General features: G+C 36.7%; 18 protein-coding genes and 2 tRNA genes. 15 read left to right on the forward strand and 5 right to left on the reverse strand.

The window, feature by feature from the left end; all coding sequences use genetic code 11:
- Positions 1-26: 26 nt before the first annotated feature.
- Both AWV75_RS10830 and AWV75_RS10835 read left to right on the forward strand, forming a co-directional pair.
- Positions 27-97, forward strand: a tRNA-Cys gene (locus AWV75_RS10830).
- A gap of 240 nt (positions 98-337) precedes the next feature.
- Positions 338-412: transfer RNA gene (locus AWV75_RS10835), tRNA-Pro, on the forward strand.
- A 108-nt stretch (positions 413-520) separates the two neighbouring features.
- On the opposite strand, the gene AWV75_RS10840 is transcribed toward AWV75_RS10835, so the two are convergent.
- From AWV75_RS10840 to rnr, 3 genes are all read right to left on the reverse strand, one after another.
- Complete coding sequence (locus tag AWV75_RS10840) at positions 521-1,198, reverse strand: LysE family translocator (RefSeq protein WP_060874381.1); 678 nt, start codon at positions 1,196-1,198, stop codon at positions 521-523.
- Between the two features lie 109 nt (positions 1,199-1,307).
- Positions 1,308-1,976 carry a head GIN domain-containing protein gene (locus AWV75_RS10845; RefSeq protein ID WP_060874382.1) on the reverse strand — a complete coding sequence of 223 codons (669 nt, stop codon included), beginning with the start codon at positions 1,974-1,976 and terminating at the stop codon, positions 1,308-1,310.
- 1 nt (position 1,977) lies between these two features.
- Positions 1,978-4,155, reverse strand: a complete 2,178-nt coding sequence (gene rnr, locus AWV75_RS10850) for a ribonuclease R (protein WP_060874383.1) — start codon at positions 4,153-4,155, stop codon at positions 1,978-1,980.
- A 696-nt stretch (positions 4,156-4,851) separates the two neighbouring features.
- Between rnr and AWV75_RS10855 the strand changes: the two genes are divergently transcribed.
- Together AWV75_RS10855 and rpiB are read left to right on the forward strand one after the other, a co-directional pair.
- Positions 4,852-6,465: an AMP-binding protein gene (locus AWV75_RS10855; protein WP_060874384.1), complete on the forward strand. Its 1,614-nt coding sequence runs from the start codon at positions 4,852-4,854 to the stop codon at positions 6,463-6,465.
- Between the two features lie 47 nt (positions 6,466-6,512).
- On the forward strand, positions 6,513-6,944 hold the full coding sequence (gene rpiB / locus AWV75_RS10860; RefSeq protein ID WP_060874385.1) for a ribose 5-phosphate isomerase B: 432 nt from the start codon (positions 6,513-6,515) through the stop codon (positions 6,942-6,944).
- Between the two features lie 65 nt (positions 6,945-7,009).
- On the opposite strand, the gene AWV75_RS10865 is transcribed toward rpiB, so the two are convergent.
- Positions 7,010-7,273 (reverse strand): DUF1294 domain-containing protein, encoded by a 264-nt coding sequence (locus AWV75_RS10865; RefSeq protein WP_060874386.1) that lies wholly within the window; start codon positions 7,271-7,273, stop codon positions 7,010-7,012.
- 56 nt (positions 7,274-7,329) lie between these two features.
- Here AWV75_RS10865 and AWV75_RS10870 point away from each other — a divergent pair, with 56 nt between their 5' ends.
- Positions 7,330-9,453, forward strand: coding sequence for a Tex family protein (locus AWV75_RS10870; protein WP_060874387.1), 2,124 nt, complete (start codon positions 7,330-7,332; stop codon positions 9,451-9,453).
- A 234-nt stretch (positions 9,454-9,687) separates the two neighbouring features.
- Here the strand turns inward: AWV75_RS10870 and AWV75_RS10875 are convergent, their stop codons facing one another.
- Positions 9,688-9,906 carry a Sec-independent protein translocase subunit TatA/TatB gene (locus tag AWV75_RS10875; protein WP_060874388.1) on the reverse strand — a complete coding sequence of 73 codons (219 nt, stop codon included), beginning with the start codon at positions 9,904-9,906 and terminating at the stop codon, positions 9,688-9,690.
- A 193-nt stretch (positions 9,907-10,099) separates the two neighbouring features.
- On the opposite strand from AWV75_RS10875, the gene AWV75_RS10880 reads away from it, so the two are divergent.
- From AWV75_RS10880 to AWV75_RS10925, 10 genes are read left to right on the forward strand one after another with little or no spacing between them, the layout of a single operon-like run.
- Entirely contained in the window at positions 10,100-10,975 is an 876-nt protein-coding gene (locus tag AWV75_RS10880) for a murein hydrolase activator EnvC family protein (RefSeq protein WP_060874389.1), read from the forward strand.
- A gap of 5 nt (positions 10,976-10,980) precedes the next feature.
- Complete coding sequence (locus tag AWV75_RS10885; protein ID WP_060874390.1) at positions 10,981-12,468, forward strand: GH3 auxin-responsive promoter family protein; 1,488 nt, start codon at positions 10,981-10,983, stop codon at positions 12,466-12,468.
- Positions 12,469-12,491: 23 nt separating this feature from the next.
- Positions 12,492-14,171: a DUF6909 family protein gene (locus tag AWV75_RS10890; protein ID WP_060874391.1), complete on the forward strand. Its 1,680-nt coding sequence runs from the start codon at positions 12,492-12,494 to the stop codon at positions 14,169-14,171.
- 2 nt (positions 14,172-14,173) lie between these two features.
- Positions 14,174-15,115 (forward strand): hypothetical protein, encoded by a 942-nt coding sequence (locus AWV75_RS10895; protein ID WP_060874392.1) that lies wholly within the window; start codon positions 14,174-14,176, stop codon positions 15,113-15,115.
- Between the two features lie 3 nt (positions 15,116-15,118).
- Complete coding sequence (gene rfbC / locus AWV75_RS10900; RefSeq protein WP_060874393.1) at positions 15,119-15,667, forward strand: dTDP-4-dehydrorhamnose 3,5-epimerase; 549 nt, start codon at positions 15,119-15,121, stop codon at positions 15,665-15,667.
- On the forward strand, positions 15,664-16,431 hold the full coding sequence (gene rfbD, locus AWV75_RS10905) for a dTDP-4-dehydrorhamnose reductase (protein ID WP_060874394.1): 768 nt from the start codon (positions 15,664-15,666) through the stop codon (positions 16,429-16,431). Before rfbC ends, rfbD begins: the two co-directional genes overlap by 4 nt.
- A 14-nt stretch (positions 16,432-16,445) precedes the next feature.
- On the forward strand, positions 16,446-16,883 hold the full coding sequence (locus tag AWV75_RS10910; RefSeq protein ID WP_060874395.1) for a serine O-acetyltransferase: 438 nt from the start codon (positions 16,446-16,448) through the stop codon (positions 16,881-16,883).
- Positions 16,884-16,885: 2 nt separating this feature from the next.
- Positions 16,886-18,121 carry a lipopolysaccharide biosynthesis protein gene (locus AWV75_RS10915; protein ID WP_082711068.1) on the forward strand — a complete coding sequence of 412 codons (1,236 nt, stop codon included), beginning with the start codon at positions 16,886-16,888 and terminating at the stop codon, positions 18,119-18,121.
- Between the two features lie 11 nt (positions 18,122-18,132).
- Positions 18,133-19,956: an asparagine synthase (glutamine-hydrolyzing) gene (gene asnB, locus AWV75_RS10920; RefSeq protein ID WP_060874397.1), complete on the forward strand. Its 1,824-nt coding sequence runs from the start codon at positions 18,133-18,135 to the stop codon at positions 19,954-19,956.
- 10 nt (positions 19,957-19,966) lie between these two features.
- Positions 19,967-21,088, forward strand: coding sequence for a glycosyltransferase family 4 protein (locus tag AWV75_RS10925; protein ID WP_060874398.1), 1,122 nt, complete (start codon positions 19,967-19,969; stop codon positions 21,086-21,088).
- Positions 21,089-21,090 lie beyond the last annotated feature (2 nt).

A 21,090-nucleotide genomic window follows, 5' to 3' on the forward strand; every position in this document is an offset into this window, starting at 1 on the left:
TAAGTTTGCATCCAATTAATGGATACGGCATCGTGTCCGAGTGGCTAGGAAGCGGTCTGCAAAACCGTCTACAGCGGTTCGAATCCGCTCGATGCCTCAGAGAAAAGGATAGCATTTGCTATCCTTTTTTTGTTTATCGTTGATTTGTTCTTTATCGCTTCATTTAGCTATGCGGATCAGTTAACCCCTACCCCTGTTGTACGCCCCATACCTCATACCTCATAACTGTATAATTATCACTAGTATACAAATAAAAATCATTTTAGTGTAAAAAAAGTAGGTAAAACTATTGACAGATTGAATTTTTGTCGTATATTTGCACTCACGATACCGAAAGCGGGGTGTAGCGTAGCCCGGTCATCGCGCCTGGTTTGGGACCAGGAGGTCGCAGGTTCGAATCCTGCCACCCCGACTTACTAAAAGCTCTAACGAAAGTTAGGGCTTTTTTTGTTTAGTTTACTTTTAACGGTAAACTGTTAACCGTAAACTAAAAAAGATAGCGAGAAGCTATCTTTTTACTTTATTTTCGTTCTAATTTAGGAAGAGGCAGATTTAATTCTTTATCTGATGTTGGAATAAAGGCTTTAATCATAATAACAAAACCAAAAATAATCAGTAGAATACTGCTGATTTTCTTCACTTTGAGGATGTTTTCAGCGGTTAATTTCTTTCTCAATTGCTTTGCTAGTAATATTTTGAAAATATCGGTGATAAAATAGGCAGCAATAGCAAATAAAAAGAAGATAAACATCCGTTCAGTATCCATATCCATCTGAGGACCTAGAGTGATGATAATCGCTAACCAAAAACCTAAAACCCCTACATTGATAAAGTTCAGCAAGAAGCCTTTGACAAATAAGTTCAAGTATTCTCTTTTTAGGTTAGGCGGTGCAATTTGAATGGTGTGTACTTGCACTTTTTTGAGCTTAACAAAGGAAATAATCCCATAAGTCAACATCAATAGTCCGCCAAAAATAAATAAGGCAGGATCGTCTTTAATGGAGTTGATTAAGCGAAAACTACTAAAAAAGGCAATGGTGAAAAACAAAGCATCGGCGAGAATTACACCCATATCAAAAGCTAGAGCAGCACGAATTCCCCTTGTTATACTTGTTTCAATAAGAATAAAAAAAACAGGCCCAATCATGAAACTTAGGAAGAAACCTAAGGTAACGCCTGTAATTAAATCATCGATCATTTACCACAATTAAAAATGCCAATATACTTGATATATTGGCACCTATGTTAATTACCTTTTGCAAGGTACGGCTTTTTATGACAATAGCGCAGGAAAAAAATAAATACTTTTAGTTCTCTTTCTTAATGCTACCACCCATTACCACCTTTTCATTTATTTTTTTAGGCTTGCCGAAGATGATGATCTCTCCTCCTGCTCGGGTCTTAGCATCTACTAGATCCGTTGCATTTACTTTGGCAATACCACCCGCATTTACAGTTACAGTAGTTTGGGTGCTTTGCAGCTTCTCATTGTATACAGTCGCCCCAGCATTAGCTAAAATATCTTGGGTATTCGTTTTTCCAGTTAGGCTAATTGTACCTCCTGTATAACTTCTTACCGTTAGTTTCTCAGCATCTACTTTTAATGCTACAGAAGCACCTGTTTTACTGTGAATCGTTAAGTTTGTTGCTTTCACAACCTCTTTACTTTCAATACTAGCGCCTTCTTCTGCAATGATTTCTTCAAGCTCTTTATAATACAATTTCACTTGGGTATTACTCCCTTGGAAACTATTGGCAAAATTCATTTTAATTTTTAGATTTCCATTTTTGTTTACAAAAGTTACCTCTTCTGTATTACTTCCAGAAACCTCCATCTTCGTTTCTTTAGCGGGAATTAAGGTTAGCTCAATTTTATCAAAAGCATTGACGCGTTTGAACTCCCCTACTTCTTTTACTTCTTGTGCAAAACTTATCGTTCCACAAAGTGCAACAAATAATAAAGCGATTTTCTTCATCTTAGCTTAGTTTTTGTATGTAATTAAAGTCCAATTGTTTTTTAACCAAATCTGCATTTTTAACCGAAACCACAACCGTATCTCCCAATTGAAGTGTATTGTTTGTCGCTTGGCCAATAAGTGCATATTGTTTCTCGTCATATACGTAGTAATCTTCTTTGATCTCGCGTATACGCACCATTCCTTCACATTTATTTTCAATGATTTCCACGTAAATACCCCATTCCGTAACTCCAGAAATAACACCAGTAAAGGCCTTATCTTGCTGGTCTTTCATGTATTTAACTTGCATGTATTTGATGCTATCTCGCTCTGCATTTGCCGCTAAACTCTCCATAGCTGAACAGTGCTTGCATTTTGTTTCATACTCTTCCGCATTGACTGAATTCCCTCCATGTAGGTATAACTCCAATAAACGATGAGCCATCACGTCCGGATAACGGCGAATTGGCGATGTAAAGTGTGAATAGTAATCAAATGCTAAACCGTAGTGTCCAATGTTTTGAGTCGAATAACTAGCTTTACTCATGCTTCGAATCGCTAAAGTATCAACCAAGTTTTGTTCCTTCTTCCCTTGTACATTTTTCAATAGTTCATTTAACGATTTAGAAATGGTATCTCTCGATTTGAAGTTTAGTGAATGCCCAAATCTTGAGATTATCGCTTGTAAACCAAATAATTTATCTTGATCGGGTTCATCGTGAATACGATAAACAAACGTTTTCTTTTGTTTACCAATGAATTCAGACACCTTGCGGTTGGCTAATAGCATGAATTCTTCAATCAAGTGGTTGGCGTCTTTCGCTTCTTTAAAGAAAACACCTACAGGTTCACTCTCGCTGTTTAAGTTGAATTTTACCTCCACTTTATCAAATGATATGGCTCCTGCTTTCATTCGTTTTTGACGTAAAATAAGCGCCAATTTATTCAGCGTTAGCACCGCATGAGCGACTTCTTCACTAACCTCCTGTACTTCTCCTGTAATAGAAATCGATTCTGGAATGCTACGATCTTGTGTTTCAATAATGTATTGCGCTTCTTCATAGGCCATACGTTGATCAGAATGCGTTACCGTACGACCAAACCAAGAATTGACCAATTCTCCTTTTGTATTCATCTCAAATACAGCAGAGAAGGTGTATTTATCTTCATGTGGTCGAAGTGAACATGCAAAATTAGATAATACTTCAGGTAACATCGGAACAGTACGGTCCACTAAATATACCGAAGTAGCACGGTGAAAGGCTTCATCGTCTAGAATTGTACCTTCGCGTACATAGTGTGATACGTCCGCAATGTGCACCCCAATTTCATAGTTTCCGTTTTCTAGCGTTTGGAAGGATAAAGCATCATCAAAGTCTTTCGCATCTTTTGGATCGATGGTAAAGGTTAATACATCACGCATATCACGGCGTTTCGCTACTTCTTCTTCTTGAATTGAGGTATCTAATTTGTTGGCAAACTCCTCTACTTCTTTCGGAAATTCATTGGGTAATCCATATTCTGCTAGTATAGCGTGGATTTCTGTATTGTGTTCCCCTTGTTTACCTAATACTTTGACTACTTTACCAAACGGACTGTCTGCTTTTTCTGGCCAATCTTCTAAATCAACCAAAACAACATCTCCAGGTTGTGCACCTAAAAACTTGTCTTTCGGGATAAAGATATCGGTATACATTTTTGCATCTGCCGTAGTAACAAAAGCAAAGTTTTTCTGTATGTCAATCACCCCAACAAATTGCGTACGGTGGCGTTCTAAAACTTCTACAACTTCTCCTTCTGGTTTTCTTCCTTTTCGCTTGTTGTAAATATAAGCCTTAACTAAATCGCCATCCAACGCTTTATTTAGATTGTTCGTTGGTATGAATACATCTTCTTCTAACTCCTCACTAACTAAGTACGCGGTTTTTTTACTTGTCATATCAATATGACCCTCTACGTAATTTGCTTTAGGTACAAAGCGATATTTCCCTAGTTCAACTTCTTCAATTAGGGTTTTGGAAAGTAAGAATTTAAGTTCTTTAATAATTTCATTTCTGCCTTGTGTATCTACTACTTCTAATTGGGCAGCCACTTGTTTATAGTTATAAGATTTTGAAGGATTTTTTCCTAAAAATTTTAAAATCTTATTCGAAAAATCAAATTGTTTTTTCTTTTTATGTTTAATTTTTTTTGCCATTTTTTGAGTTTTTTTCCCAGCCTATTGGCCATGGAAAGTTGTTTAAATGTACGAAATACTCTTTATTCTAAGGAATAAAAGTCTGTTTTTTGTGTTATTATTGTGAATTACTTGGGCTAAAAAGTGTGCTAATCTTCACTATATCAAAATATAGTTTTTCATTTTTTGGTAAAGGACACAAGAAAAATCAGTTGAGGTCTAAGTCTTTTCAATGGTTTTTTTCTCGTCAAATTCCTTAAAAAGTGTAATTCACTTGGAAAACTGAGGTCAAAAGTATTTCTTTTTTCCCATTAAGTCTATATTTATTTCATTTTTCTCTTAAAACTTAGCTGAAATTTGGCAATACATCGCGTCTTTTTGGCAAAGGAGAAAAAAACAGCTCTTGCAAGTGGGGCTAATTGCTTTGGGTTTTGTTCCGCTATGCGTCGACATTGTGTCGACATTACGTGGAGTTTACTTGGATAGAACTGTCATTTGTCGAAGCATACTCCTAGGATTGTCGAAGCATATTCCTAGGATTGTCCAAGCAATCTCCTTGGATCCTCTTTCGTGTCTCCGGGTAAGGATTTGCCTTTATTTAGTGATAACGTGCCCACAAAGTAGGTATTTTAGTCCATAAGCGATTGAGTAAAGTAGTAAACCTCTACTTTTTTTTGTACTTTAGAAAAACCAACCAGTAAAAAACTAAAACAAACAATGAAAGCAATATCTTACGTGCATGGTGCTTCTAATATTCCATTATTAGGAGAAACAATCGGCGAGAATTTGAGAAAAATAACGGAATTATATCCCGATAAGGAAGCCTTAGTTAGTGCACATCAAAATTATAGAGCGACCTACCGCGAATTTCATCAACAAACAGCACAAGTGGCGAAAGCGCTTTTGGCTTTGCAAATTGAGAAAGGAGATCGCGTGGGAATTTGGGCACCCAATTGCTATGAGTGGGTGCTATTGCAATATGCTACGGCACGTGTGGGAGTAATATTAGTTAATCTAAATCCTGCCTATCGTGCGCATGAGTTAGAATTTGCGGTGAATCAATCTGAAATCAAGGCCATTATTTCTGCAGAATCTTATAGAGCAAGTGATTATCGAAAAATGATTTCGATGGTACGCGAAGATTGTCCTTCTTTAAAAGAAGTGGTATTCTTAGGGGAAGAATGGGAGCAGTTTGTCTCTAAAGGAAATGAGATAGATAAAGCCGTTTTGAATGAAATTGAAGCATCTGTACAATTTGGCGAGGCTGTTAATATTCAATATACTTCTGGAACGACTGGATTTCCAAAAGGAGTGACGTTAACGCATCACAACATCTTGAATAATGGTTATTTCATCGGAATTCGATTGAAATATACAGTGGATGACCGGGTGTGTATTCCGGTGCCTTTTTACCACTGTTTTGGTATGGTTATCGGCAATTTGTGCTGTACTTCTCATGGTGCAACAATTGTCATTCCCAACGACAGCTTCGATGCCGCTACAACATTAGAAGTAGTAGAACGAGAAAAGTGCACTTCGCTCTATGGGGTACCGACCATGTTTATTGCGGAACTACAGCTGCCCAATTTTAAAAAATACAACCTTTCGACTTTGCGTACAGGAGTGATGGCGGGATCTTTATGTCCAGAACACGTGATGAAACGCGTGAAAACGGAGATGAATATGGATGAAATTAGTATTTGTTATGGAATGACTGAAACGTCTCCCGTATCAACGCAAACGCATATTGGCATTGATATCAAAAAACAAGTGAGTACTGTAGGAACGGTTCAAGATCATTTGGAAATTAAAATTATTGATCCAGAAACGGGCGGAATTGTTCCACGTGGTGAAGCGGGTGAATTGTGTACACGAGGGTATTCTGTGATGTTGAAGTATTGGAATAATCGTACCCTAACGGCGGAAGTATTAGACGAAAATAGATGGATGCATACGGGGGATTTAGCGACGATGGACGAGGAAGGGTTTATTGCTATTACAGGGCGAATCAAGGATTTGATTATCCGCGGTGGAGAGAATATCTCACCCAAGTGGATTGAAGATTTCTTGTATACCCATCCCGATGTAGCCGATGTACAGGTAATTGGCGTGCCGAGTGAGAAATACGGAGAAGAAGTGATGGCGTGGATTATCCTCAAAGAAGGAAAAACTGCAACTGGTGAGAGTATGCGCGCTTTTTGTGATCAGAAAATCGCCCATTACCGCATTCCCAAGTATTGGAAGTTCGTTTCTTCCTTTCCGATGACGATTTCAGGTAAAGTTAGAAAGGTGGAAATGCGTCAAATAGCCGTAGAAGAATTAGGATTATAAAAGGCAAAAGTTTTACCTTTGTCGGTGAATAATAACACACAACACACATGAAAATAGCAATCGGAAATGATCACGCGGGGCCAGCTTATAAAAAGGCTATTGTCGATTTTTTGCAAGCCAAAGGATATGAAGTAACAAATTATGGAACAGATAGTTTCGATTCAGTCGATTATCCTGATTTTGGACATCAAGTAGCCACAGCAGTGGAAAATGGAACGGTAGATTTTGGTATTGTTATTTGTGGAAGTGGAAATGGAATTGCCATGTCAGCAAACAAACACCAAGGTGTGCGTTGTGCATTGTGTTGGACGAAAGAAATTGCGGAATTGGCCCGTTTGCACAACGATGCAAATGTCATCAGTATTCCTGCGCGTTTTACTTCAATTGAACAAGCTGTTGCAATGGTAGAAACCTTCTTAGCAACTGCTTTTGAAGGAGGAAGACACGCCAATCGAGTGAATAAAATTGCTTGTTCGTAAGTACAGAATAAGTATACAAGATAACAAAAAGGTATTTACGCAAGTAAATGCCTTTTTTTAGTTGATTATCTGCGAAATAGCGCAAAAAACAACACAACTTGAATAATAAAAACAGCGTAAAACTTCAACTTAAAACTTTGTTTGGCGTTTTTGTGGCGCAACTGTCGCATGGCCAACCATCCGCCGAGACTACCACCCAAGAAGCAAAGAGTCAATAAATTTTTTTCTGAAATTCGATTCCTGTGTTTTTGCGCCCGCTCTTTGTCTATTTTGAACATAGAGTAGGTGATGTAGTTGATGGCAAAAATGTAAAAGAATAAAAACTTCATCTGATTTATTTATTGGCGCAAAGGTAGTATTTTAGCTATTCTTAAAATAATATATTATGACGTTGATTCATTTTATTCAACAAGCGCTAGATGCTTCTGCTAAAAGTATTGAAAACACCTTAGCCTTGTTAGATGAAGCCTGTACCATTCCTTTTATTGCACGCTATAGAAAAGATAGAACTGGAAATTTAGACGAAGTGGCTATCGAAAAGATTGCCAAGTACCGCGATTTATATACGGGTATCGTCAAACGCAAAGAATCCATTTTAGCGTCGATTGAAGAGCAAGGAAAATTGACAGATGAATTGCGTACCAAAATTGAGCAGAGCTTTGATTTAATTGAAATTGAAGATTTGTACTTACCGTATAAGAAAACGCGTAAAACCAAGGCTGATACCGCTAGAGAACAAGGGTTAGAGCCATTGGCTAAAATAATCATGGCACAAAATGCCACAGATATTGAAGGAATTGCAGCGAAGTATATCAGCAAAGAAGTTGAAGATGAAGACAAAGCTATTCAAGGGGCTTGTGATATTATAGCCGAATGGGTGAATGAGCATTTGTTTATCCGCAAGGCCTTGAGAAGAAAGTTTCAACGGGAATCAGTTGTAAAGACCAAAGTCGTTAAAGCAAAAATAGAAGAAGAAGGAGCACAGAAATTCGAACAGTATTTTGATTGGTCTGAGCCATTATACAAAATGCCAGCGCATCGATTATTAGCGGTATTGCGTGCAGAAAAAGAAGGTTATATTCGAATGAATATTGCGGTTGATAAAGAGGAAGCAACTCAATTTATGGAGCAAACCCTGATCAAGGGAAAAAGTGATGCAAGGCCTTATTTACAAAAGGCTATTGCTGATAGCTATAAGCGATTATTAGAGCCTGCGTTGTCCAATGAAGTACTCGGTGAAGCCAAAGCTAAAGCGGATGCCAATTCAATTGCTGTATTCTCAGATAATTTAGCCCAATTGTTATTAGCTTCCCCTTTGGGAGAAAAGCGCATTTTGGCGATTGATCCAGGCTATAAAACAGGTTGTAAAATTGTTTGTTTAGATGAAAATGGCAACTTGTTGTACAACGAAACCATTTATCCGCATCCCCCACAAAAGGACAGTGTAATTGCCATGAAAAAGGTGCGTTCGATGGTCAATTCCTACCGCATTGAAGCAATTGCTATTGGAAACGGAACAGCATCAAGAGAAACGGAGTTTTTTATCAAGAAGATTGCCTTTGACAAGCCTGTCCAAGTTTTTGTCGTGAACGAAGCAGGAGCCTCGGTTTATTCGGCTTCTAAAATTGCAAGGGAGGAATTCCCCAACTACGATGTAACGGTGAGAGGATCCGTTTCTATTGGAAGGCGATTAGCCGACCCGTTGGCCGAATTGGTGAAGATTGATCCCAAATCCATTGGCGTAGGGCAGTACCAACACGATGTAGACCAAACGTTATTGAAAAGCGAGTTGGATGCAGTGGTGATGAAGTGTGTAAATAAAGTGGGAATCAACATCAATACGGCAAGTAAATCGCTGTTGAGCTATGTTTCAGGTATTGGGGAGAAAATGGCAGAAAATATTGTGCAATATCGCACAGAGCATGGAGCGTTTGCCTCGCGTGTGGAGTTGAAAAAAGTACCGCGTTTGGGCGAAAAAGCGTACCAACAAGCAGCAGCCTTTATTCGTATTAAAAATGCCGAAAACCCCCTAGATGATTCTGCTGTACACCCAGAAGCCTATCCAATTGTCCAAAAGATGGCCAAAGACCTTAAAATAACGGTAGACCAATTGATTTCCAATGCAGAAATCATTCGAAAAATCGACGTAAAACAGTATGAAACCGCTGATATCGGGATGTTGACCTTGACAGATATTGTCAAAGAGTTGGAAAAACCAGGACTAGATCCTCGAAAAGCAGCGAAAGTTTTTGAATTTGATCCATCCGTGAAGCAAATGTCCGATTTGAAAATAGGGCAAGTATTGCCAGGTATCGTCAACAACATTACCAATTTTGGTTGTTTTGTCGATGTGGGAATTAAAGAAAGTGGTTTGGTGCATATTTCTCAACTGAAGGAAGGGTTTGTTTCCGATGTCAATGAGGTAGTAAAACTCCACCAACATGTTCAGGTCAAGGTAGTTGATGTGGATCAAGCGAAAAAACGCATCCAATTATCTATGATTTTATAAGGATACTACAAGAAAACGCAACTTGGCACAGTATTTGTATTTCTCTAAAGCAAGAAGAAGAAAATCTTTTATTTGGTATAGAGCAGATATAAGTTAAGTAGTGTTTTTATTATGTTTTATAAGTGAGGCGCCCATTAAATATTGTTTTTAATGGGTGCTTTTTTTGTTTAGCGCAAATAAAAAATGCGCTAAACCATATGGGATAGCGCATGTCAATATCTAGATTCTACTGAATTATTCTGTTTTAGACGTGTCTTCTTTTGTTGTTTCTTTCTTAGATGTCTGTTGGGTATTTTCATCCTTTGTAGCATCCTTGAATTCTTTGATTCCAGTTCCTAATCCTTTCATCAATTCAGGAATTTTCTTACCACCAAATAACAACAGGATTAAGGCAACAATAATTACAATTTGCCATGGCCCAACCATTCCTAAAAAAATATGTAATGAGTTCATATTAATTTGTTTGAAGATTTTAATAAAAACAAATATAGGAAGAAAAACCGGTTCGGCTTATTGTTCGATTCGATTATTTAACTTTTTGACCAATAATATTAACATTATGATCTATTTAATATGTGAATAAAAGCAAAAAAGACAAGAAGTCAACTTTTTTAATGTTTATATTTGTGTAGAAAACAGCGGATTTATGTCTAAGAAAGGACTTCAATGGAAAAAATGGAAGAAAAGACTTCTAGATAAATATAGGGTAGTAGTAGTAAATGATCGAACATTTGAAGATGTGAGTTCGTTTAAATTAAATCTTTTGAATGTGGTTGGTGCTACGACAACCATTGTTTTTTTATTACTCGTTTCCAATGTAATCTTGTTGATTGTTACTCCATTAAAAGAATATATTCCAGGATATTCTTCGTCTGAATTAAAGCAACAGGCGGTGGATTTAGCATTAAAAGTAGATTCCCTCGAATCGGAAATCAAGAAAAATGAACAGTATGTAGCGGCGGTAAAACGCGTTTTACTAGGAGATATTGAAATTACATCAGCTAGTGTTGACTCCTTGATGAAAACGGATACGCCTCTTCATGCGATTGAACATACCCAACCGAGTGAAAAAGATTTAGAACTACGGGAATATGTGCGATTGGAAGATAAGTACAACATTTTTACCAATGCAGAAGCTAGAGTAAGTATGGTTCTTTTTGCACCAATTGAAGGAACGATTGTGCGTAAATATGATCCCAAATCGACCCACTTTGGTCTTGATTTTACTGCAGCTAAAAATGCCATGGTTAAATCGGTAGCCAAGGGAACTGTTATTTTTGTGGATTGGACCATCAAGGATGGGTATACTGTAATTGTGTTGCATGAAGAAGGAGTAAGCTCAGTGTATAAGCATTTGTCTTCTCTAACGAAAAGTGTATATGAAACGGTACAAGCAGGAGATGTATTAGGGTTGTATAATCAGGTAGAGGCAAACTCGAAAATGAGTCAACCGTATCTGCATTTCGAATTGTGGAAAGACAATTATCCGTTAGATCCTACATTATTTATTGATTTAGAATAAAAATTATGTCTATAAAATCTTTTGGAGCGAAGATATTTGCTTCGATTATTCACAAGAAAACACAAAAATGGCTAAAAAATCCAGTGGAAACTCAAGCGAAAGTTTTAGCGGATTTAGTTGAACAAGCGAAACATACAGCTTTTGGTCAGGACCACGATTTTATGGCTATTACGGATGCCAAGACGTTTGCTCAGCGGGTGCCTATACGCGATTATGAAGGGTTAAAACCGTATGTGGATCGCGTAGTCAAAGGAGAAGAGGATGTATTGTGGAAAGGTAAACCTTTGTACTTCGCTAAAACTTCAGGAACTACTTCGGGAGCAAAGTATATTCCCTTGACTAAAGAGTCTATGCCGTATCATATTGAAGCAGCACGGAATGCTATTTTAGCGTATGTCCATGAAACGGGTATTGCTGATTTTGTAGATGGCAAAATGATCTTTTTACAGGGAAGTCCCATTTTAGAACAGAAGAACGGAATTAACTTAGGACGATTATCGGGTATTGTTGCCCATTATGTTCCTGCCTATTTGCAAAAAAATAGATTGCCGAGTTGGGAAACGAATTGCATTGAGGATTGGGAAACCAAGGTAGATGCCATTGTAGAAGAAACGGTACATGAAAACATGACCGTGATTTCTGGAATTCCAAGCTGGGTACAAATGTATTTTGAGCGTTTGAAAGCAAGAGAAGGCAAAGGAGTAGGTGAAATCTTTAAAAAGTTCAATTTATTTATTTACGGCGGGGTTAATTATGAGCCTTATCGTGCTAAATTTGAACAGCTGATTGGAAGAAAGGTACCTTCTATCGAGCTATTCCCTGCTTCGGAAGGATTCTTTGCTTACCAAGATTCACAAACAGAAAAAGGATTGCTGTTGTTGTTGAATGCAGGAATCTTTTATGAGTTTATCAAAGTGGAAGAATTCTTTGCAGCTAACCCAAGACGCTATACCATTGGAGAAGTTGAATTAGGCGTTAATTACGTATTGATTATCTCAACGAATGCCGGATTATGGGGGTACAACATTGGTGATACGGTTCAATTTGTAAGCTTGAAACCTCACCGAATTGTTGTTTCAGGACGTATTAAGCACTTTATCTCTGCTTTTGGTGAACATGTAATTGGAAAAGAAGTAGAAACAGCTTTGCAACAAGCGATGGAGGGAACAGGAGTCCAAGTGAATGAATTTACGGTAGCCCCTCAAATTACACCAGCAGATGGATTGCCTTATCACGAGTGGTTTATTGAATTTGGTCAAGCACCAGAGGATATGGAAGCATTTGCGTTGCGAATTGATGAGGCGTTGCGCAAACAAAATGTATACTATGATGATTTAATTGTAGGGAAAGTATTGCGTACGTTAGTCATTCGATCTGTAGAAAAAGATGGCTTTCAAGCCTATATGAAAAGCATTGGAAAGTTAGGAGGGCAAAATAAATTGCCGCGATTGAGCAATGATAGAAGCATTGCCGATCAATTAAAAATAGAATAATTAGGAAATAAAAATGGAAGACTATGAGAGAGATTAAAAATATTTCAAGAACAAGAGCACAGGTTTCTTCAGCTGCTATTGAGCGTATTTATATTACGATGCGCCATTTATTTAACCGAGGGTTTTATAAACCCATGGGAGTGTCTGGAGATACATTAAGAGAGGCTCTACTTGAATTGCGTCCAGAAATTTATGGTACAATTGCTGAGGAAAAGGTAGAATTAGACGGATTACTGTACGTGATTGAACGTTTGCCTATTGGAATTGAAGAGTGTAGATACATCAATTTAACGTCGGATGAAGGCTATTCTTTTTCTCATTTTCAAGCGATTGTGCCTCCAAAAAGAAGAAGAAACTGCTACCGCATTGACGAGGAGCAAATGAATATCGAAATCACCAGAGGACGTTCAGACATCTATGATGTTTTAACGCATTTGACGTTTATCTTCATTGAATCTCATAAAATTAAAAATAGAGTTTTAATAGATGAGGAAGGAAGAGTTACACGTGATTGGAAAAAAATAGAGTTAGCGGCAAAACAAGCAGAACCTTTAGAGCTACAACACAAAGAAGTGACGATATCTCATTTAGCGAATGTATTAGGGCGCTCATTTGCTGAGGTTTTAGCCGTGTATGAGAAGTTTGCGATTCCTGAAAATCCAGATCGCTTCTTAGATGTGATCTATTGGTTAGGGAAGTTGGCTATTGAAGAGGAAGTAGACAACAATAAGCGAACAATTACGTTTAGCCCGTTGTTGCGTGAGCGATTGGGACACCATATTTACGGTGAAATCTGGTCTAACCGCATCAAAGAGGTATTGGTAGAAAAAGGATTGTTAGAACGCCCGATTCACATCATTAGTGCCAATATGCACAGTGTAATGAATTCTATTTTTGCACCTTATGTTATGCAAGGGGAAATTGAAGTTTCGGAAGAAGTAGAGATTTATGAAGAGTTGAGTAAGCCTGAAAATAAAGCCTTACGCAACTTAGTGAGAGAACGCGCAGAACGAGAAGGAATGGTCTTTTTATCGGATGAATCAGGTACAAATATTGACGTTCAAATTTTTGATACAGCAAAGATTAAGTTTGAGCAAACGAATTTCAAAGGAGCTTCTTTTGAAGGGGAATCACCTGTAATTATTGTAATGGATTATGCTTTTGGAGAACAAGCTTATGAAACGATAGATGAGTTATTGAAGCCGTATAAAAAACAAATTCGCCTCAATGTTGAGTCTGTATCAATCATGGGGAAAGCTGGGATTTTAGAAGGAGGAAAAGGAGATATCATGATTCCATTCGCTCATATCAACGAAGGAACAGGGGATAACTATCCTTTCGATAATGAATTGACTGTGGATATGTTTGAAAATCATGGCATCCCAGTTGTTGGAGGAACGATGGTTACGGTATTGGGAACCTCTTTGCAAAACAAGGATTTATTGAAGTTTTTCCATGACTCTACTTGGGGAGTAATTGGATTAGAGATGGAAGGTGCTCACTATCAAAAAGCGATTCAATCGGCTTCTAAAATACGCAAAAGTATAAACCCTGAGGTGAAAGTGAGATATGCTTATTATGCTTCAGATAATCCATTAGAAACAGGAAGTACATTGGCTTCAGGAGGATTGGGAACGACAGGTGTAAAGCCGACGTATTTGATAACGATAAAAATTTTAGAGCAGATTTTTAATAGCAATTAAAAATGGATAAATACGAGAAACAACATAGCGAATTCGATGACGCTAGTGCAGTAGATATAAAAAAAGCCGCAGTATCTTTATTAGATGCTGTTGGCTTTTTTGCCTATAGTATAATTAAATACCTAGGGAAGAAATGGATCTATATACTTCTTGGGGTGATTCTAGGTTTAGCTTTGGGGTACAAAAAATACAACAGTCATCAGAAGATGTTGCAAACTGCTGAATTTAGTGTTAATAATGAGATGGAATACAGTATTCTGCTTGCTCCACAATTCAATAGTATAGATTATTTGGATCAATTAGTACAAACTAAATTTAGAGATAAATTGAGCTATACTGATATTCAAATGGCTAAATTGGAAGGGTTGGATGATCTATTTGAGTTTATAGCTCAAGATAGTTTACATGGGAAGACACTTCAAAGCCTATCATCGAATGTAAGTTCAATCAGTGAGTTGGTTAAGAGTTATCCTGTAAGCAAAAATTACGTATATCAGCTATTGACAATTAAGGCAACACAGCCTTTCGAAATAGAAACTTTTATTGCGGATTTACAAGCTCATTTTAATCAACAACCCTATTTTGCTATGCGTAAACAAATTGCATTGAAAGAACAAGCGGCAGATCAAGTTAGAATTGAAGAAGAACTAGCCTTGGTTACTCTTGAGGTAAAGAAAGCGTTAGAAAAAGGGATAAATACCTCACAAGAGGTCTTAGATAAAAGAAAAACACTGATTGAAGAACGAGCCCAGTTAGCAATCAAACAATTGGAAGGGAATCAAGTGGTATTTGTTCAAGGCTATATTGAAAAACCATCAGAATTGCTTGGAGAGAATACCTCCATAGAGAAGCAAATTGTCAAAGATATTGTGAAATGGGTACTTTTATTTTTACTGATCGGGATGTTTGTTGACTTTGTACGTTATTATAAAAGAAGAGGATAAGAAATGAAAGTTGAATCGACAGTATTTAAAGATTGCTTTATCATACAACCCCGAGTAATTTCGGACCATAGAGGTTATTTTTTTGAAAGTTTTAATCAAGCTGTTTTTGAAGAAAAAACAGGATTAAAAATTGATTTTGTACAAGATAATCAGTCGTATTCTCAAAAGGGAACTTTAAGAGGATTGCATTTTCAAAGAGGAAGTGCTCAACAAGCGAAATTGGTTCGTGTGATCCAAGGGGAAATTTGGGATGTAATCGTTGATTTAAGACAAGATTCTCCTACTTATGGACAACATCTGGCTATATTATTGAATGATAAAGAGCAAAAACAATTGTTTGTTCCCAGAGGATTTGCCCATGGTTTTCTTGTACTGAGTGATACTGCTACTTTTGCTTATAAATGCGATAATTACTATGTTAAAGAAGCAGAAGGTGGAATCTTCTATAAGGATGCTGATTTAGCAATCGCTTGGCCTGAATTAGACAGTGAATTTATTCTATCCGATAAAGATTTAGTTCTTCCTTCATTTAAAACCATTGAACCGCTATGATCCAAATTCTTATAACTGGTGCAAATGGACAAATGGGACAAGCTTTACAATCAATAAGCAATCAATTCATTGGCGTTAATTTTATTTTTTTATCGAGCAATGAGTTAAATATTTCAAAAATTGAAAATTGTAACGCCGCTTTTGATAGCTATAAACCGAAAATATGTGTTAATTTTGCGGCTTATACGAATGTAGAAAAGGCCGAAGAGGAAGTTGCATTAGCCTATCAGATTAATGCAGAGGGAGTTAAGAATTTGGCTGAGGTTTGTTTGAAATATGATACAACATTAGTTCATATCTCTACTGATTTTGTGTTTGATGGACAACAGAACATTCCGTATAAACCAACAGATGTTCCTAACCCAATTAATGTTTATGGTGCATCGAAATTAAAAGGAGAACAATATATTCAAGCTTTATTAGTTAAGTATTATATTATTCGAACCTCTTGGGTCTATTCTGAATTTGGGCATAATTTTCGCAATACAATGCTGAAGTTGGCGCAAACAAAAACAGAAATCAATGTTGTGCATGATCAAATAGGTTGTCCAACACATGCGGTTTCGATTTGTCAGTATATGATGACGCTATTACAAAACCAACCGTATGGTTTGTATCATTTTAGAGGAGAGACAGTCTGCAGTTGGTATGATTTTGCTGTAGCAATTTTTAAAGAAAACAAGATAAAAATAAAAGTAAACCCAATAACAACAGCGGAGTATCCTACCAAAGCGAAACGACCAAAGTACAGTGTTTTGGGGTAAAAAAAAAGCGAACTATGTTAATGACTATGCACCGAGTAGCTCATGCTATTTACAAGAGTAGAATACCTGTTTTACCACGTCTTATTTATGTGTTACAGTATTTTGTCTCCAATTCGGCCATTCCACCTTCTGCTCAGATTGGTAAAGGAACAAAGTTTGCCTACCGAGGCATTGGAGTTGTTATCCATAAAAATGCCGTTATTGGTAAGAATTGTATGATTGGACAAGGAATGACGATAGGTGGAAGGAGTAAACATATTGAGGTACCCATTATAGGTGATAATGTGTATTTAGGTGCAGGATCTAGAGTCTTGGGTCCAATAAAAATAGGAAATAATGTAATTATTGGTCCTAACGCAGTTGTCTTACAAGATATTCCAGATAATTGTATTGCAGTCGGAATCCCAGCTAGGATTATTAAAGAGAATATTAAAGTAGAGGATTTTATATAAAAGTGAATATACAAGTAGTCAAGGATTTAATACTGAATAACTTGTCTCAAGGTCTTCAGTTTGGATTGCAATGGGTATTGAATATCATAATTCTCACTATGTTGGGGGTTGAGTTCTTTGGAGCATTTTCTTTTTATTATTCAATTGCCAATTTTTTAATGCCAATTTTGCCTTTTGGGAGTTATGTCTTTTTGATGAAAAAAGAATTTGATACGCAAGAGCAGGCAAGTAGAGAACTCGCATTATCCTTTCAACTTCAATGTGGTTTTTTTGCGGCAATAGCCGTGTTTAGTTCTGTATTTTGGTTGATTTACCCTAATGAAGAAAGTTTCTTGGCTTTAGCTGTAGCATTGTTAAATGGTTTTTTCTTGAGTTTGAATACCTTGCTATTTATCTTTCACAAGAGTTTGGGTGATTTTAAAATTGAACTTGTAATCAATATTTTTAAATCTCTATTAATTGGGGGACTAATTGTGGGCGTGTATAGCGTGCCCAATATTTCTGTACTAAGTGTCCTCGTGTTATTGCTTTTAATTAATGCTATTACGGCTTTTTTGACTGTTATTAAATCTAAGGTGTTAAAAATCAGTGATCTTACTTTGTTTTTTTCTTTCGATTTTAACCTTTTAAAAAAACAGTTTATTGCTCAAAAATACTATGGTTTACAAGACATTTTAACGGTTTCCTTTGTACAAGGAGGAATGTTGTTACTCCCTCTTTTGGTTGTAAATGAAATTTATGGTATGTACCGTGGATTGTTGCTTATTGTGGCTCCGTTTGGCTTGTTGAATCTTACTTTTTCACAGGTTTTATTGAATCAAATAAAAACAAAGACAGTCGTTGAAAAAGGCAAACTATTTCATTCGATGCAAAAAATAGCAGTAAGTGTATTGATCGTTATTCTTGTGATATTGTATGTATTGCGCGATTTTGTCTTAGAAAAAATTGCTAAAATTGAGCTGAATGAAGAAACAAATATCGCCTTCATTGGTCTGTGTATCTTGATTTTAAGTAGCTTTATTTATTCGGGTTATGAGATGTTATTAGTGGCACTAAATAAGCAAAAAATACGTTTGAGTATTATGATTGTAGGAGCTGCTGTAAATTTAATAGCCATCTTTAGTTTGTTACCACAATATGGTTTATTAGGCGCCATAAGTACTAATATCATTTCTTCAGTTGTTGTATTCATCATTATGATGGGAATAGCAGAAAGAGAATTGAAAAAAGAACAGTAATATTTTGATATATGTGTGGAATCTTAGGAAGTATAAACTTACCAATTACGGAACAAAGTTTAAATACGATTTTTCATCGTGGGCCAGATAGTGGTGCAATTGAGAAATTTGATATTAGAGGAAGTACATTATATTTTGGACATAGAAGACTAGCTATCGTTGACTTAACTGTAACGGGGCACCAACCCATGTTGACACAAGATGGGCAGTTTGTTATTATATTTAACGGAGAGATTTACAATCACCTTGAACTGAGAAAAAAAATAAAAAACATTGTGTTTAAAGGCAGTTCAGACACAGAAACTATTTTGTACTATTTGGCGCAATATGGCATTGAAGGGGTTGCAGATTTTAATGGTGTTTTTAGCTTAAGTTTTCTTGATATTCAACGAGAAAAAATGTATTTGGTTCGCGATCCTTTTGGTGTGAAACCTTTATACTATAAAGTTGAAAATAATACGCTTTTATTTGCCTCAGAAATTCGCCCGATTCGCTATTTGCAAGAGGAAACGTTGTTGGATAAAGAGAATATAGCTTCTTTATTAAAACTTCGATATAATGCTGCTCCAGATACGATTTATACAGATATACAAAAACTTCGACCAGGTCATATTTTAGCTTGGGATTTGCGTCAGCAGTCCGATTGTGTTTCGATTTCTTCCTATTTAAAACCAGTGGCTATTTCAAAACAGTACAGTTTTACACAAGCCGTTGAAAAATATGGGGAATTATTTGAAGCTGCAGTGAAGCGCCAACTTATGGCAGATGTTGAAATTGGATCCTTGTTGAGTGGTGGTATTGATTCTGCTTTAGTAACGTATTTTGCGCAAAAGCATTCGTTGACGAAGATGAAGACGTATACGGTAGGTTTTGAAGATCGTGCATTTGCCAATGAATTAGAAGAAGCGCAACGTTCTGCTGATTTTTTGCAAACGGATCATCAAAGTATTGTAATCTCTGCGGAAAATTTCCAAACCATATTTGAAGAAACGTGTCGCATTGTAGAAGAGCCTTTAGGAACAACCTCTATCCTGCCGATGTACTATTTGAATCAGGCAGTTAGCAAGGATTTAAAAGTTGTTTTAACTGGACAAGGAGCAGATGAGCCATTGGGAGGATATACGCGGTATAAAGGAGAAATGCTCGCACAGCGTTATCCTTCTTTGTTGTTTGATTTGCTGCGCCCTGTGGCTAACTTATCTAAAAAAGAAACTTGGATTCGCGCAACCCATTCGCTATCGATTAAAGATCCAATTAGACGTTGGGAGCATATTTATGCTCTTTTTTCAGATCAAGAGATTCAAGGTTTACTTGGTGTTCAAGATACAAAGAGTAGAAGCCGTATTCAGTATTTCTACGACCTGTTAGCGTGTCAAAATAAAAAAGGAGTAGAGGGAATGATGGCCGTTGATACGCGAATGAACTTAGCCGACGACTTATTGATGTACACGGATAAAGTGTCCATGAATTTTACCATAGAAACACGGGTGCCGATGTTGGATTTAGAATTGGTTGCTTTTTTAGAATCCTTACCTGTGGACTATAAAATTGGAGAAAATCAAACCAAGCGCATTCATCGTGCTTTTGCTTCGCAAGTGTTACCTCAAGAGATTATTAATCGACCTAAAAAAGGTTTTTTATCTCCTACGGAGAAGTGGTTTAGAGAAGAATTAGGTGATTATTATATAAATTTATTGAGTAATAGCAATAAAAGTGTTTATTTTGAACTTTTTGACAAGAAAGCTGTTTTACAAGTTTTTAAAGAACACAAGGCAGGGTACAATAGAGAAAAGCAAATTTTTACCCTATTGTCGCTGTACTATTTGATACACTAAATTAAAATTCATGAAGTTAGCCCTAATCACATCTAGATATCCGAAAGAAAATCAACCCTATAATCACATGTTTGTTCACGTTCGGGCGTTGTATTTTCAATCTCAACATGTAGAGGTGACTATCTTGGTTCCGGCTTGTGAGTCGAATGAATATAAATATCAAGGGATAACTGTCATAGAAGACACGGCTCAAGCTTTAAAACGCAAATTAGGAAGTTTTGATGTGTTGTATTTACATTTGTTAAATCAGTATCCTTTAAAAAATGGAGGATATCATCTCTATCAAGAGATCATGAAGCGCAAGTATCCGACAGCTATTTATTTGCACGGTGCAGATGTATTGGTCTATCCAGAATATCTCTATGATTTTACTTGGACCCTAAAAGGAATTTGTAAGTATGGGTATGTACAAACTTGGAATCATTATAGGATGAAGCGTTTTTTAAATCAGATTAGTACATTTGATCACTACCTGATGCTGACTCCTTCAAATTGGATGAAAAACCATACAGAAAAGATTTTTAAACGCAAGTTTGATCAATTTTATGCCATCCCTAATGGGATTGATACCGCGCTATTTGATGTTCCTTTCGATTATGAAACGCGCTATAAGTTAATCACCATACGTCCACTTTCTGATCCAAAGTATGGGGTGGATATGGCTATAACGTTAATGCGTTTTCTTCCTGATCTCTACACGTTAGATATTTATGGAAAAGGAGACTTAAAAGCATCGTATGAGGCGTTAATTCGAAAGTATAATTTAGAGAAACGCATTCGAATTATAGATACTTTTATTGAACGAGAAGAATTGCCTGTTTTATTTTCAAAGTATGGAATATTCTGTGCTTTCTCTCGTTTTGACTCTCAAGGTGTCATTATGTGTGAAGCAATGGCAGCAAGATTGTTGACTATTAGTAATTATAATTCAGCAATTCCAGAATTTATTAAAAATGAGCAAACCGGCTTGCTCAACGATGATTTGGAACAATTAGCGGCTACTATTGTGAAGGTCTCAGCGAATGAAAATCAATGGGCAGAATTGGTAGAAGGAGGTCGAAGCAGTATGGAAGCTATTAATTGGGAAAAACAAGGAGAAAAAGAATTAACGGTACTGCGTAAACTGATGTAAAA

It is taken from the genome of Myroides odoratus, from assembly GCF_001549985.1.
Taxonomy (GTDB): domain Bacteria; phylum Bacteroidota; class Bacteroidia; order Flavobacteriales; family Flavobacteriaceae; genus Flavobacterium; species Flavobacterium odoratum_A.

What these genes read in the sequence shown, in the direction of transcription:
- AWV75_RS10865 (WP_060874386.1), bottom strand. Translation starts at nt 7,273, where the DNA reads ATGAAGTTTTTATTCTTTTACATTTTTGCCATCAACTACATCACCTAC.
- rnr (WP_060874383.1), bottom strand. Translation starts at nt 4,155, where the DNA reads ATGGCAAAAAAAATTAAACATAAAAAGAAAAAACAATTTGATTTTTCG.
- AWV75_RS10880 (WP_060874389.1), top strand. Translation starts at nt 10,100, where the DNA reads ATGTCTAAGAAAGGACTTCAATGGAAAAAATGGAAGAAAAGACTTCTA.
- AWV75_RS10840 (WP_060874381.1), bottom strand. Translation starts at nt 1,198, where the DNA reads ATGATCGATGATTTAATTACAGGCGTTACCTTAGGTTTCTTCCTAAGT.
- AWV75_RS10870 (WP_060874387.1), top strand. Translation starts at nt 7,330, where the DNA reads ATGACGTTGATTCATTTTATTCAACAAGCGCTAGATGCTTCTGCTAAA.
- AWV75_RS10910 (WP_060874395.1), top strand. Translation starts at nt 16,446, where the DNA reads ATGTTAATGACTATGCACCGAGTAGCTCATGCTATTTACAAGAGTAGA.
- AWV75_RS10845 (WP_060874382.1), bottom strand. Translation starts at nt 1,976, where the DNA reads ATGAAGAAAATCGCTTTATTATTTGTTGCACTTTGTGGAACGATAAGT.
- AWV75_RS10925 (WP_060874398.1), top strand. Translation starts at nt 19,967, where the DNA reads ATGAAGTTAGCCCTAATCACATCTAGATATCCGAAAGAAAATCAACCC.
- AWV75_RS10895 (WP_060874392.1), top strand. Translation starts at nt 14,174, where the DNA reads ATGGATAAATACGAGAAACAACATAGCGAATTCGATGACGCTAGTGCA.
- asnB (WP_060874397.1), top strand. Translation starts at nt 18,133, where the DNA reads ATGTGTGGAATCTTAGGAAGTATAAACTTACCAATTACGGAACAAAGT.
- AWV75_RS10875 (WP_060874388.1), bottom strand. Translation starts at nt 9,906, where the DNA reads ATGAACTCATTACATATTTTTTTAGGAATGGTTGGGCCATGGCAAATT.
- AWV75_RS10890 (WP_060874391.1), top strand. Translation starts at nt 12,492, where the DNA reads ATGAGAGAGATTAAAAATATTTCAAGAACAAGAGCACAGGTTTCTTCA.
- rpiB (WP_060874385.1), top strand. Translation starts at nt 6,513, where the DNA reads ATGAAAATAGCAATCGGAAATGATCACGCGGGGCCAGCTTATAAAAAG.
- AWV75_RS10855 (WP_060874384.1), top strand. Translation starts at nt 4,852, where the DNA reads ATGAAAGCAATATCTTACGTGCATGGTGCTTCTAATATTCCATTATTA.
- rfbD (WP_060874394.1), top strand. Translation starts at nt 15,664, where the DNA reads ATGATCCAAATTCTTATAACTGGTGCAAATGGACAAATGGGACAAGCT.
- AWV75_RS10885 (WP_060874390.1), top strand. Translation starts at nt 10,981, where the DNA reads ATGTCTATAAAATCTTTTGGAGCGAAGATATTTGCTTCGATTATTCAC.
- rfbC (WP_060874393.1), top strand. Translation starts at nt 15,119, where the DNA reads ATGAAAGTTGAATCGACAGTATTTAAAGATTGCTTTATCATACAACCC.